This window comes from Bacteroidia bacterium, from assembly GCA_041391665.1.
In the GTDB taxonomy this organism is placed as follows: domain Bacteria; phylum Bacteroidota; class Bacteroidia; order J057; family J057; genus JAGQVA01.
In genome coordinates, this window is the sequence record JAWKNO010000003.1 from 1,771,013 (window position 1) to 1,785,115 (window position 14,103).

At 46.6% G+C, this 14,103-nt stretch carries 9 protein-coding genes; 1 reads left to right on the forward strand and 8 read right to left on the reverse strand.

Features of this window, described 5'->3' with window-relative positions; genetic code table 11:
• Positions 1-9: 9 nt before the first annotated feature.
• The 6 genes from R3D00_30000 to R3D00_30025 all read right to left on the reverse strand — a co-directional run bounded on the left by R3D00_30000 (position 10) and on the right by R3D00_30025 (position 6,451).
• Complete coding sequence (locus R3D00_30000; protein ID MEZ4777447.1) at positions 10-1,116, reverse strand: hypothetical protein; 1,107 nt, start codon at positions 1,114-1,116, stop codon at positions 10-12.
• 211 nt (positions 1,117-1,327) lie between these two features.
• Entirely contained in the window at positions 1,328-2,584 is a 1,257-nt protein-coding gene (gene kynU, locus R3D00_30005) for a kynureninase (GenBank protein MEZ4777448.1), read from the reverse strand.
• A gap of 18 nt (positions 2,585-2,602) precedes the next feature.
• A complete protein-coding gene (locus R3D00_30010) occupies positions 2,603-4,558 on the reverse strand; it encodes a M23 family metallopeptidase (protein MEZ4777449.1) in 1,956 nt (651 codons plus the stop codon).
• The gene (locus R3D00_30015; GenBank protein ID MEZ4777450.1) at positions 4,548-5,159 is read right to left on the reverse strand and encodes a fumarylacetoacetate hydrolase family protein; all 612 of its coding nucleotides are present in this window, start codon (positions 5,157-5,159) and stop codon (positions 4,548-4,550) included. Before R3D00_30015 ends, R3D00_30010 begins: the two co-directional genes overlap by 11 nt.
• Positions 5,160-5,209: 50 nt before the next feature.
• On the reverse strand, positions 5,210-5,638 hold the full coding sequence (locus R3D00_30020) for a hypothetical protein (protein MEZ4777451.1): 429 nt from the start codon (positions 5,636-5,638) through the stop codon (positions 5,210-5,212).
• A 48-nt stretch (positions 5,639-5,686) separates the two neighbouring features.
• Positions 5,687-6,451, reverse strand: a complete 765-nt coding sequence (locus R3D00_30025) for a geranylgeranylglyceryl/heptaprenylglyceryl phosphate synthase (protein MEZ4777452.1) — start codon at positions 6,449-6,451, stop codon at positions 5,687-5,689.
• A gap of 181 nt (positions 6,452-6,632) precedes the next feature.
• On the opposite strand from R3D00_30025, the gene R3D00_30030 reads away from it, so the two are divergent.
• On the forward strand, positions 6,633-8,150 hold the full coding sequence (locus tag R3D00_30030; protein MEZ4777453.1) for an agmatine deiminase family protein: 1,518 nt from the start codon (positions 6,633-6,635) through the stop codon (positions 8,148-8,150).
• 16 nt (positions 8,151-8,166) lie between these two features.
• Here the strand turns inward: R3D00_30030 and R3D00_30035 are convergent, their stop codons facing one another.
• Positions 8,167-10,824, reverse strand: a complete 2,658-nt coding sequence (locus tag R3D00_30035; GenBank protein MEZ4777454.1) for a T9SS type A sorting domain-containing protein — start codon at positions 10,822-10,824, stop codon at positions 8,167-8,169.
• 218 nt (positions 10,825-11,042) lie between these two features.
• Positions 11,043-13,931 (reverse strand): two-component regulator propeller domain-containing protein, encoded by a 2,889-nt coding sequence (locus R3D00_30040; protein MEZ4777455.1) that lies wholly within the window; start codon positions 13,929-13,931, stop codon positions 11,043-11,045.
• Positions 13,932-14,103: the final 172 nt, after the last annotated feature.

Genomic DNA, 14,103 nt, shown 5'->3' on the forward strand with positions numbered 1-14,103 from the left:
CAATGCCTTTTACACTTCCCGCACGACAACCTTTGCCGCCCGGCGAAGATACAGGTTGAGGGTGATCCCGTTTTTCCCTAATCTTTCCAGCACTTCGGAAGGAAATTCCAGATTACAGTGCTCACCATAACGATAACTCCAGTTGATCGCTATGTCACGTCGCTGAATCCCCGCATTGGCGAGCGCGCTGTATTTTCCCTCCAGTAAATTGAGAAAATAGGTGATGTTGTCCGAAGAAGGCTGACTGGTGGTCTGGATTTTCTTTACTGCCCAAAAGTTGCAGGAGGACATAATATAGGGTTCATGCATATCGAGAATTTCTTCAATATTGAGCATAAAACCCGATTCGTGAATCATGCTTAACTCTGTTACAATTTCTTCCGGCTCTGTTTCGCCCAGCCCTTCTTCCACCGCAAATGCCTGTTCAAATTTTCCGAGTCGCAGCAGGTGAATGACAGATCGCTCGATTTCGTCGCGGCTCAATTCACCGACAATGACCATATTAGGGAGCCAAAAATAGCGACTCTGATTGTTTTCTGTATGATTTCGTGCAGCGGCTATCAGAAGAGTGATCTGACGAACAGAAAGATAGTTTGCCTTCCATACGGTTCCGTCATCAAAACAAACCATCACCTCTGTGCTCGCCAATCCCGAATCAATTGTATCCTCCGCCTCATTTTCAATATGGATTTCGCTGATTTCCACCAGACGGGAAATGAATGGCTGGGGATAATCTTCGTTTGTCAACCCTCCCATTTCATCCTGATCACACGTGACGCAAAGCCGGATACCTTCCTGCCCCAGGCGAAGAATAGTCAGAGGGTCGAGCGAAATCCGGCATTCGTTGTCCTCTGACTGGCAGTTGATCCAGATAGAAATCTGGTTCCTGCGAATTCCCGCTCTTTCCAGATCCTCATACTTGTCGTCCAGAATATCGAGGAAGGTATTGACCTCAAACCACTGCGGTTCGTCAGGCTGGGTGGTTTCATACAAACGCAAAATAGACCGGGGTTCGCCAGGGTTTTTATTTCCCTTGACCCGGTTGACCTCTTTATAGTTGCTCTCCTCCGTCCATATCTCAAGCCAGTAGCGGGTAGATGTAGAAATATTATTCATGCAAGGCCTCATTTCGTTATTTATTTCGAAAAGGCAAATTCATCATGAAAAATATATTTTACTAATTGATTATTCCTGTTTTTTGACACAAGATCAATTGTCAAAATTGTGCCCCGCAACCTCAAAAAGAGCCTTTTCGGGCTTTAAAAGGCGGCCCATGTTGGAAATAATAAAAAAAAACATCGGCCTTTGTTGTGTCCTCACCGGAATATTACCTGAGGAGTAAACGGGCAAAGTGCCACACTTCTTCAAAAGTATTGTACAGCGGCACAGGCGCAAGCCGAATGACATTGGGTTCCCGCCAGTCGCAGATTACGCCCTCCTGGGTAATCCGGTCAAACAGTTCTCTTCCGTTGTGTCCCGTAAGCAGGGAAAGCTGGCAACCCCGCTCCTGAGGGTTGGAAGGCGTGATGATTTTTATGCCAAAATTTTCTGCATCTGCCAGTACAAATTCCAGATAGTCTGTCAGCTGGCGCGACTTTTCGCGAAGCGCCGGGATACCGGCTTCATCAAAAATTTCCATGGATGCGCGCAGCGAAGCCATAGCAAGCACGGGCGCATTGCTCAGTTGCCAGCCTTCGGCTGTAGGAATCGGCTGAAAGTCGGGCCCCATTTTAAAGCGGGTTTCCTTATTGTGTCCCCACCATCCGGCTAAACGCGGCATACTCCTGTCGCGGAAATGATTTTTATGAATAAAACATCCTCCCACACCACCCGGACCTGAGTTTAGATATTTGTAAGAACACCAGCAGGCAAAATCTACCTCCCAGTCGTGGAGTTTTAGCTCCAGATTTCCTGCGGCATGTGCCAGGTCAAACCCGACAAATGCTCCTGCTTCATGGCCGGCGGCAGTAATCCTTTCCATATCAAATGCCTGCCCGGTGTAATAGTTGACGCCGCCCATAAGAACCAGTGAAAGCCATTCGCCTGCCCGGCCGATTTCTTTTTCGATATCCTCTGTGCGAAGACAATATTCTCCCTCCCTCGGTCGAAGTTTGATCAGTGCGTCTTTGGGATTATATCCGTGGAATCTGATCTGCGATTCTACCGCATAAATGTCTGAAGGAAATGCGTCGGCCTCAATCAATATTTTGAACCTCCCGCTATCGGGTCTGTAAAAGGAAGCCATCATCAGATGGAGGTTGACAGAAAGACTATTCATCACCACCACCTCTTCAGGATTTGCCCCGACCAGCCGTGCAGTCGATGCGGTAAGAAATTCGTGATAGGGCATCCATGGATTTCGTGCATGAAAATGCCCTTCTACACCCAAATTTGCCCAGTCTTCGAGTTCAGTTGCGATATAGGATGAAACAGACTTGGGCTGAAGCCCGAGAGAATTGCCGCAGAAGTAGATAAATGGCTCACCATTGGGGCGGCGCGGAAGGTGAAATCTGTCGCGATAGGAGCGAAGCGGATCCATCGTGTCGCGCTCACGGGCAAAGGATAAAGAATTTTCAAAATGCATACATGGAGGTAGTTTGTGCTAAAATAACACCCTCCACGATTTTTGAACAATATTATTTGCTTTGTCTTTGGCTTTTGCCAAAAGAATATATGTTCCCGGCGCGGGACGATCTTTTTTCAGATCCCAGGTAATGGTATTGTTTTTATAATTGTATTCAAACAATTTCCACTGCCCGTCGAGTGTAACCCGTATCTCGTAGTGGTCGATTCCGGAAAAATCATCGTCAACCCTGATATTGATTTTCTGCTGGGAAGCAGGGATTTTTACATTATCGGCAAAATCGATAGGTTCCAGTGTAGGCAAAACATTGTCGGCCATCAGGCAAAATTCGCCAAATTCAGACATTGCTGCATACACATTCGCATCTTCCCCTAATGTATTTCCGGCATATTTCCATTCACCTCGGATCCGCTGTGCGACGATCAGGTGGTCACGGGATGCGGCAGCTTTGGGCCTGAAAGAAACCAGATAGGATTTATTTAGCGGAATATTTTCATTTCCAACCTGATAAATATCGCTGTACATACCCGGAAGCGCAGGTTTTTTGACTACTTCCAGATGTACCCGGTCAAAAACAGCCTCGTAAGGGAAAAACAACTGCAATTCCTCAAATTCGACGAGGTTATTATTTTCCTGTGTAATTTCTTCCACCAGATTAAATTTCTGGTTCCATACGCCTTCATTGTCCCACATTTCCACAGGATAATCAAATCTGGCCAGCGGAAGCAGGAAAACCATGGAGGAACCTTTCATATAAGCTGGTTTGACCTTTTTTTGATCACCAAAAGCATCCCGGTAATTCAGGCCATCCATGAAAGATTTGTGCGCACGGGAGGCGGTCAGCACCATGACATTCCGCCTGATCTCATAACTCACTTTGGGGACAGGGTAAAAGGCCGGCGCAGGAGGAAACGGGTCGCCGGCAACTGATCGTATCAGCTTACCCGTTACGGTGCTTGTATTGCCATGTACATCGGCCAGTTCCAGCCGGAAATTGTGCGGCCGGTCGTCGGTAAGTTCGATGATGCCCTGTTGGGGAATGGGCGTATATGCCTCAAAATGATTATTGGGTTCTACATAACTTTTTTCCAGCCTTTCCTTTTTCTCTTTGTAATTGGCATAATCCATATGGAGGTTGATATACCTTTTATCATCAAAAGAAAACTGGCGAAGGTCAAATTCGTAGATCATCCGGTCATCCAGATACAGGCGGGCCAGGTTAATGCCACAGTGATTGGAAGCGGCATCGAGCAGATCATACGCGCGGTACTCGATGCCGGCACGGCCGGAGATGTACACAGGGCCGGAGAGTTGATAGTTGCCGTCCGTGCCTGTAGGAATCAGCTTTACTTTCCGGAATTCGCCGTTGACCCGGGCATTGATATCCAGCGGCTCGATGGCGATTTCCTGAACAACAGGCTTTTGGGAATCTTTAATGAGATTTTTATAGTAAATAAGCGGATTTAGAATTCTCTCCTCCTTATCGCGAATTTCGAAGTGCAGGTGTGGGCCGGCAGAAGATCCGGTATTCCCGCTGAATGCGATGATGTCCCCTTCTTTGACTGGAAAGTCAGTACTGGTGAGATAAATTTCCTGAGAAAACTGCTCGGAAGCATATTGCTGGCGGAGGGTATATGCTTCCAGTTCATCGCTAAACCGGGAGAGGTGGCCATATACACTATAGCGGCCGTCGGGATGTCTGAGGTAAACCGCTTTACCAAAGCCAAAAGGGCTGACCTTGATACGGTACACATACCCATCCTGAACAGCATGGATAGGAACGCCGGTTTTGCCGAACGTTTTTATATCAATTCCCGAGTGGAAATGATCGGGCCGCAGCTCCCCAAAAGTACCAGCCAGCGCATAATAGCCATCCATCGGGTAGCGGTAGGATTCTGCGGGAATGGCGGCCAAAAGAACAACGGCGAGTATGCCGAAGAGCGAAGTTAACAGTCTGGAGCGGTTATTTGACATTAAAATCCAGCAATTTTTTTCCTTCAAGGTAACCTTCAATCCGGTCGCCAACGGCGAGCGCACCGACACCGGCAGGCGTACCGGTAAATACCAGATCACCCTTCTTGAGCGTAATAAACTGAGTGATATAGGAAATCAGCGTGGCTACAGAATAGATCATATCGGCAGAGTGGCCGGTTTGGCGGGTTTCACCATTGATGGCACAGGTAAAGTGAATATCCTGAAAATCGGAAAACTCTTCCGGAGACAGAAACTCAGATACAGGCGCCGAATCATTAAAGCCTTTGGCCAGAGTCCATGGCCAGCTTTTTTTCTTAATTTCTGCCTGAAGATCTCTGGCGGTCATATCAATCCCCAGTCCTATACCATCAATATAAGAAGGTACATATTTTTCCTGAATGTGTTTTCCTTCCCGACCGATACGGAAAACCAGTTCACATTCAAAGTGAAGATCTTTGGTAAAGTCTGGGTAATAAAAATCTTTATTGTCGCGCAATACTGCGGTATCAGGCTTAAAAAAAATCATCGGAGATTCCGGAACCGGGTTGTTGAGTTCAAGGGCATGTTCCCGGTAGTTTCTTCCAACACAAATAATTTTCATAACTCTGGTTTCTATAGGGGTCAAATGGGGTAGCAGGTCAAATACGCATTTTACAAATCATCACAGGCATCCTTTGTAAGAACAACCTGGTCAAAAAGGTCTGTGAGTGTGACGGGTTCTGTACCAATAAGAAATTGATCGGTTTTATTCCATACGACGATATCCTGTTTGCAGTCATTAAACAGAGAGTTGCCGGGGGAGTCGTCAGCTTCAAAGCGGAGGATCCAGCTTTCATTTTCATAAACGAGGGTATAAGTGCCATTACAGGCTTCCCGAACCATCCCGCTGCGTAGCGGACTTTTGACAAACTTGCGGTTCATGTAGGTACTGTCAGTCAGTTCCAGACGATAATCGCCTTCACAATAGGTACCGACAATCATGGCGCGAATTTCAGCTTCGGCGGGTGCCTGCGGTCCACAACCGGTAATGGATAATATTCCGGCGAAGACCAGGGATGTAAGGATCAGATACTTCTTCATAGGGTAAAATTAGGAAATCCGGGCAAATGTTGATACTGAATTTCAGGATTAACTATATTTTAAATTGAGTTGGTCTTTTACTGCGGCAATACGGGCAATGAGGTCTCCGTCAGGATCAGATTCCACGGCGTGGCCGATGACGATCATATCTGCCCCGGCTTCCCAAATTTTGCCGGCATCTTCGGGTTTGCGTATGCCACCTCCGATCAGCAGAGGGATATTGATGCTTTTTGCGACAGCACGAACCATATCGGGGGAAATGGTCCTTTGTGCCCCACTGCCGCCATCCATATAGATCATTTTCAGTCCAAGCATTTCACCTGCCAGGGCTGTGCAGGCTGCGATATCGTGTTTGTCTGAGGGAATAGGAAAGGTGTTACTGATATAATTGGCGGTGGTAGCCTTTCCGGCGTCAATCAGCATATAGCCGGTAGGAAGAATTTCCAGCCGTGTCTGACGCAGAATGGGGGCAGCCTCCACATGTTTGCCTATCAGCAGGTCGGCATTTCGGCCACTGATGAGAGAGAGGAAAAGAATACCGTCTGCTTCGGGTACGATCTGATACAAACTCCCCGGAAATAAGACAACCGGAATATTCGTGCGGGACTTGATCTGCGGTACGAGCGCATGGATTTCTCCACCCATTACCAGACTTCCTCCTACAAAAATTAAATCTGCGCCTGCGGCTTCCACACGATCCAGAATTTTATCTAAATGGTTGCCACCCGCTTTGTCAGGGTCAATCAAAATCGCAAAGGCTTTCCGGCCAAAGGTTTTCAGTTCCTGAAGTTGGTGAATAAGGGTAGAGTTCATCCGTTATTTTGTCCAAAACCTTTCCTGAATCCGGGTTTGGTTTTGTTGCGAAGTTAAGAAAATTTACCTTAAGCGAAGGGGTTTTTAGTCCATATTCTAACACATTGGTCTTCGCACATGGTAAAGATTTGATAGCTGCTTTTCGCAAAAAATCGTACATTTAGCTGTTAAGTATGCCATTATGCACCGCTTACCTGCATTATTTCTCCTCTGTTTTATCCTTATTTTTGGGCCAGATACTTACGCTCAGGTTACAGACCTGCCACGGGGTTTTGCACCAAAGGAAAAATCCTTCATCCGCAGGTATTTGCATTCCCGTACCAAAAACACAGGAGGAATTTCCACCCCGCCGGAATTTCCTGTCAGGACAATGGCCGAGTGGGAGGAAATTGAATACCTCGTCATTTCGTGGGTTCAGTATTTGCCGACGTTACGGGAAGTTGTCCGCTACGGAAGGGAAGAGTGCAAAGTCATCATTTTATGCCAGGACACAACGGGTATCAGAGCTTATCTCGAAGCGGGTGATGTCTCTACAGAAGGGGTGATTTTGCTAAAATCCCGCGTCAACAGTGTCTGGATTCGCGACTACGGAGCCAGCTCGGTCTATGCTCAGGGGGTTGATTCGTTATGGCTCATGGACTGGATATACAACCGCCCGAGGCCGGATGACGATCATATTCCTTCCTTTTTGTCGCGCTACCTCAATAAACCTCTTTTTTCCACTACCCGCCCGCCATTTGACCTGGTAAATATTGGCGGAAACTTTATGACTGACGGCATGGGTACAGGTTTTTCTTCACGCCTGGTACTGGAGGAAAATTCTGTCGAGGGAAAATTTAACCTTTCCTCCAAAACTGAGGCTGAGGTAAATGAAGTGATGCGCAGATTCATGGGTATTAACCGCTATATCAAAATGGACGTCCTGCCATACGATGGCATCCACCATATTGATATGCACATGAAACTACTGAATGAGGAAACGCTGCTGGTAGGCCAATATCCGCCCGGAGTAGCAGATGGCCCAAAGATTGAAGAGAACCTTCGGGATCTCATTTCCGGGCACTCCTCCGGCTTTGGTTTTCCTTACGAGCTGGTGCGCATTCCGATGCCCCCACATCAAGGCGAATATCCCGACAGTTGGTGGGCCAGCTACCGCACTTATACCAATGCCGTTTTTATCAATAAAACGGTGCTGGTTCCTGTGTATGGCGAATCCCTTGACACCACCGCACTGCGCATCTACAGACAGATATTGCCAGGATATCGAATCGTAGGCATCAACTGTGATCAGATCATTCGCTCGGGAGGGGCTTTGCATTGTATCACGCGGGGAATTGGCGTAAGGGATCCCCTGCTGATCCAGCACAGACAGTTGCGCGACCGTTATGCAACCCGTGAACCCTATCAGGTAAATGCCGTCATACGCCACCGTTCTGGTATTCGTTCCGCTCAGGTATTTTTTACTTCTGATACCCTTTCGGGATTCCAGCCTGTAGAAATGCGGGAAACCATTCCGGAAGAAAATATCTGGACAGCCTTTATCCCTGCCTATCCCCCGGGCACTACCCTCTATTACTATATACAGGCAGAGTCTGTCTCAGGCAAACAAGTCTCGCGTCCTCTTCCTGCGCCTGCCGGTTGGTGGAAGTTTTTAATCCGCCAGCGCCCCGATCCGGTACTTGATCCGTCTGTCCGGTGATTTCTGCCGAAAAGGGTTAATCCACCACCAGTTTTTCTACCACCGGAGAATGACCGGGCACAGTCATTTTTACATAATAAATACCTTTCGACCAGCCCGATATGTCTATCTGGCGCCGGCTTCCCATATTTATCCCAGCACTTCTGTACACGGTCTGCCCCGACATGGTTACAATTTCGAGATGTGCCACAAGATCAGGTGAAAAAGTCCATGTCACTTTCAACAGATCACTTGCCGGGTTGGGAAATAGAGAAAGGCTGACAGGGCTTTCAGAAGGGATCAGCACCTGGGCAATTCCCGAATAATATCTGTTACCTTCATCGGTCTGATAACTGATCCGGTAATACAACAACTGACCGGGCAGGTTTGCAGCATCAAAGTCTTCAAAATCATACTGCACATGAGGTCCGGTATTTCCGCTTTTCCTGCCGATCTCTGTCCAGTAACCCGTTTCGGTTTTCCTTTCGATGAAGAAAGTATGAGAATTTCCGGCATCTTCTGCCTGCCAGCGAATATCAGTATTTTTCCGTTCGGGTTGCCAAATGACCGAGAGATTACGCATCGCCACCGGTAAAACCGTACCGACCTCTACCGTTGCAATCCATGGTGCATCGGAAGTACCATTGGTTTTTACCCCCTGATAGGTACCCGCAGTCATAGGCATATTAGGGCTGTGAGTGGTGACACCTATCGTCATCTTATTTCCATTGAGGTACAAACCTCCCGAGGCTCGGGGGTACTCATTGTAGCTCCCCCCGTATAAGGCTGAGTGCAACAGGCTGCTACCGTCTGAGCTCAGCACAGAAAGCGTAACGTCATACATGGCGTTATACCCGGCAGAACCGGAGGTAACAGGAAAATCCGGAGAACGTGTAGCTCCAAGAATATGGGCTTCATTGGCGTCATTGATGCGAATAGCTTTGCAAAAATCCACATCAGAACCTCCCAGGTAGGTACTGTAAATGAGTGCCGAACCAGCAGCATTCAGCCGGGTGACAAACAGGTCTCCCATCCCGAAGCCGGGAGAAGGGCTGCCCTGATATGCACTTTGTGAGACAGGAAAATTGGCGGAAAAGGTGACACCTGTGGCAAATACTTCCCCATTGTCGTTGATGTCAAGGCCGTAGATCACATCGCTGTCACTTCCCCCGAGATATGTCAGGTATTTTAATGCAGAGCCATCGGCAGATAGTTTTAATACAAATGCATCCTCTGGCATTCCCGGCCCGGAAAAATTGCCTGTGCTCTGAAAAACGCCACTGGTGGCAGGCAGATTGTCAGACCCTGTATTTCCTCCCACAAAAACTTCCCCTGCACTGTTTACAGCAATCGTGTTGGCGATATCATAACTGGCACCCGATATCAGGGTAGAATAACTCAGCGCACTGCCGCTGGTATTGAGTTTGGCTACAAATATATCGCCATAACCTCCTATGACATTGCTGTATGAGCCATAAGTCAGCGGAAAATCGTTGGAAAGGGTATAACCCGTCACATAGGCTTCTCCTGCCGGCCCGAGCACCATATCGTAGATATAGTCGCGGTCCTCTCCGCCAAAATAGGAAGAGTAAATCACCGCGCTCCCATTGGCGGAAAGTTTGGTTACGAACCCTTCGGATAACCCGCCCCCGGACGAGAGCTGAAGCGCACCTGGCGTGACCGGATAATTGTTGGAATTCATAAACCCGGCAATGACCGGCTCCTTATTGGCTGTAACGCCAATGGCATAAGGAAGCTCCCAGTCAGAACCGCCCACATAGGTAGAAAAGACAAGTGCAGTGCCATTGGGATCCATTTTGGTAACAAAACAATCTATTCCCCCGTGATAGATATTCTGATAAACACCCGGGGTAATCGGAAAAGCCAGCGATTTGGTGTAGCCGGTCATATATACATAGTTGGCACTGTCTCTGTCCACAGCAATGACATAATCATCGGAAGTACTTGCATGTAAAAATGTACTCCAGTTGAGCGTGAGCGGATCAATTACCAATGAAACCGCCGGGTTATAGGCGCCGGTTATCTGAAAACCTATCGTTGTCGGGTCAATTTTTTGATAACGGACATCAACTTTTATATCTTTTCCATTGATCTTTTGCCAGGCAAAAGGTGCGGCATCCGTAACTGTGCCCCACAAAGTGTGTATGATACATTCGCCTGCAGCATTGATTTCTATTCCCGTAATTCCTTCGGCAACCATTTTTATCTGGCCCACATCTGCATAAGGCTGAAGTATAAAATCGTATTTGATCTGATGCTGATCTGTCCCATAATAGCGAAGATCGATGCCTTCATATATCGAGTTATAGCGGATTTCACTGAAACGGTGAGCATTTGTCACCCATTTTCCGGGATCATCGCCTTTAAAGTAGTTGATTTCCCCTGCCATCTGCTCTATACCCGCAATATGAGTCTGGTCCGATATACCGACAAACCGGGTATTCCATACAAGCGCCTCATGGTCAAACTCCTGCTCGCCTGCCCATCGGTAGTTTTCGTGTTTTTCATAGGTTTCCTCCGATTCATTTTCTACTTCCCGGATCATAGCATAGCTAATACCGGTAGGTAAAAAACGCACCTGTATGCCGTTGACAAAAGACTGATAGCGGATTTCGGGCCCAAACTGACCGAGATTTTCCTCAAAATAGATTTGAGACGATAGAGCACTGTACAAGAAAGACGGTAATATGAAGACGACCAAGAGCAACAGCTTATTCCTGTCGCAAAACATAATCGGGTGGTTTAATAGTTATTTAAGGACAATACAAAAATCCCACCCGATCGCCAAAGTTAAAATCAGTAACCAGTAATTATATTACATCAATCCGTAAATATTATATTTTGTACATTTTTTAATAAAAAATTTGCCAATCTCCGCATCTTATTATTATATCAGAACTTCATCATAAATTCATTCAGGTTGATGTCGTGGTCCAGTTCCATTTTTTTTCTCAGCCGGTAACGACCGGTTTCGACGCCTCTGACGGAAATATTCATCAGCGGCGCGATTTCTTTGGAGGAAAGATTCATTCTGAGATATGCACACAACCTGTGGTCAGTGGGACTAAGTTGGGGAAATTCTTCTCCTAATCTTTTCAAAAAATCACGGTGAACCTGATCGAAGTGAAAGGCAAACTGCTCCCAATCCTGATCAATTTGCCGGTCATAGTGGATTAAACCCAACAATTCATTGATTTTTTTACGGGCAGAAATATCTTTAGAAATGGAGGATATTTCTTCCAGTTCTCCCCGGATTTTAAAAAGAATATCGTTTTTCTGTACGAGGTGCATGGTAGCGGATGCCAGTTCCTGGTTTTTATGCCTTACGTCTTCTTCCAGTCTTTCATTATTGAGGCGGGAAATCTGCGCTTCCTGCTCTGCTTCCTGTTGCTTCATGATACCCTGCAGTTTTTGTGTTTCCCGTTTAAAGCGGATGCGGGGAATTAATAGCAAGCCTACGAGCAACATGGCCACCGCGAGAAAATATAAGCCCTGTGCAGTAGGAGATGCATACCATGGGGGGGATATGGTCAATGTATAGGTTAAAATTTCGCTTATAATGCCATGCGTATTCCGGGCCTGAAGATGAAAATGATAGACACCCGGGCTCAGGTTGGTATATTCTTTTTCCGTTTTTGTCGTCCATATACCCCATTCTTTTTCGAGCCCCTCCAGATAAAACCGATACTCAATTCCCCCCGACTCAAGAAACATTGGGGAAGAAAAAGTAAAACGAAAAGCATTTTCCCGGTAGTTAAACACTGGTTTTTGGGAATCTGGTTGTGTATCGACGGGTAACCCATTTACTGAAAAAGTTCCGCCAAAAAACAGGCTGTCTTTTTCCTGCATAAGATAGCAGGAGCGGAGCAGCACTTTAAGATTGGTATCGGGAAAAACGGGGGCCTCCGGATTGTAATGAAGGAAACCGCTTTCAGCAGCAAAAAATACATTCTGCCGGTCATATGGATACAAAAACTCGTGCCCCTTTACGAGTCTGTCGCGCAACTCAGGGAAATCCTGCCGGCGGAGGCGAGTTTCCACACCTTTTTGCTCCACGTGTATTATGCCTACCTCATGGTTTACGACAAACCAAATATTTCCTTCTTTATCCTCCTTCAACAGTTTTATCCATTCAGAGCCCAGGACATTGGCAAAAGCCTGGTTGGGCGTAAAGCGCTCAGTGAGGGGGTTATAGTCATATACGCCTTTGGCTGTACCAAACATCACCTGCCCTCTTACGCGGGAGACCTGATTAAAATTATCAGACGGGAGTCCATCTCCGGACTGATAAAATCGCACCGTCATAGAGTCCGGGCGGTTTGGAAAGCTCAGGCGGTAAATTCCTCTATAAGGATGAGAAACCCAGATATTGCCATCATTATCCTGCGCCATAATCCGGCAGGATTCATCCAAACCGTCAAGTTTTTTCACAAATTCCCAGTTCCCATTGCGGTTTTGATAGAGACTGACCCCATTGTAAGTACCACCGATAAGATATCCGGGAAATCGGTTGAGCCTCAAAAATGTCCAGGCTCCGCCTGAAGCAGGCGGTGAAATCCGGCGAGCCTGATTGTTGAGAATAGAAAAAGCGCCTTCATGGTGCGCCATCAACAGATTGTCATCAACAGAAACCGTTCCCCATACTTGTCCGGAAGTATTTTCTACCCTATGATATCGCCCCGACTGAAAGGGATCGGTGTAGGGCTGCCAACTGGCCTGGTAAAGGCCGTTGTTTGTACCAAAGAAAATATTATCGCCGTGAATACTGACGGAATACCCGGCATCTCTCAGGTTTGCGTCGGGATAAATCGAAGAAAACGGGGAACTGGTTTCAATAAAGTCAATCCCATTGTTGAGCCCCAGCCATAGATTGCCCGCTTTGTCGGGAAACAGGCTAAGCACATTGTTGTTTTGAAGTCCGTTTCTTTTGTCGATCTGATACAGCGGGTTGCCAAAAGAATCGAGAATGATAAGCCCGTTTTGAGAGGTTCCAATCGCAATTTTTCCATCAGGCAGAAGGGCTGCAGCGTGCATTCTCCCCGAGCCGATAAACGCATGTGTTTTTGTCTCCCAACGCGTAAGCCTATCTTCTTTGAGGAGAAAAATACCTTGCTTCAGAGTAACAATCAGCATATCGCCTGTTTCTGTAGGAACAATCCCCTTAACAGTCAATGGAGAAAGCAATTCTGTGCCTTTCAACGCAGATAGAGCGCCATTTTCCAGCAGAAATAAGCCCCCTTCATCCTGAACAAAAATTTTATCGCCCACCTTAAAAAGTGAACTAAAAGTAGTCTGGGCAGAAAGCACCTTACATGTGCCGGAAGAAAGCTGATATAAATGATAATTAGTGCGGAAAATCACAGTTGGTCCATCCAAAATGATATCCCAGACATCCTCAAAACTGCGATATGGTTCGGGGATCAGGTTCTTCAAAGAGTGAAATACCATATCTCCTTTAACATCCGGTCGAAAAACCCCCATTTCGTCCTGGCCACCTACATAAATATTCCCTGACGAATCAATTGCAATAGACCTGACGATGGTTCGGTTGGGTAATGGCACACACATCCAGCGCGTACCATCATAACTGAGCAGTCCTTCATTGTTGGCAAAGTACATAATACCTGAAGGACTCTGGTCTATATACCAGTTTTGAGTGGCAGCTTTGTACTCATCTTTTAGATGATTGATAATAAATGGAGTACCCAGGTTATTTTTCTGAGCAGAAGCACTCAAAGTCATGCCAAAAATCATGAAGTATAGCCAGGTGCGCAAGAGCATATAATAATCCGTTGATAATAAGGAGGTAATATAATAATAATAATAGTAGATGTAGTAATGGCGTAGAAATCATGAAGCAGAAAAAACCCGTGTCGTAACCGTGGTGTAGTGTTTTTTTTAAGTGTCGTAACTATGGTGTAGTAGTTAATGATACAAGTGGGTTTTTTGATTG

Bases quoted from the DNA above. Each gene is read 5' to 3' on its own strand.
- R3D00_30000 (MEZ4777447.1), bottom strand. From the start codon at position 1,116: ATGAATAATATTTCTACATCTACCCGCTACTGGCTTGAGATATGGACG.
- kynU (MEZ4777448.1), bottom strand. From the start codon at position 2,584: ATGCATTTTGAAAATTCTTTATCCTTTGCCCGTGAGCGCGACACGATG.
- R3D00_30010 (MEZ4777449.1), bottom strand. From the start codon at position 4,558: ATGTCAAATAACCGCTCCAGACTGTTAACTTCGCTCTTCGGCATACTC.
- R3D00_30015 (MEZ4777450.1), bottom strand. From the start codon at position 5,159: ATGAAAATTATTTGTGTTGGAAGAAACTACCGGGAACATGCCCTTGAA.
- R3D00_30020 (MEZ4777451.1), bottom strand. From the start codon at position 5,638: ATGAAGAAGTATCTGATCCTTACATCCCTGGTCTTCGCCGGAATATTA.
- R3D00_30025 (MEZ4777452.1), bottom strand. From the start codon at position 6,451: ATGAACTCTACCCTTATTCACCAACTTCAGGAACTGAAAACCTTTGGC.
- R3D00_30030 (MEZ4777453.1), top strand. From the start codon at position 6,633: ATGCACCGCTTACCTGCATTATTTCTCCTCTGTTTTATCCTTATTTTT.
- R3D00_30040 (MEZ4777455.1), bottom strand. From the start codon at position 13,931: ATGCTCTTGCGCACCTGGCTATACTTCATGATTTTTGGCATGACTTTG.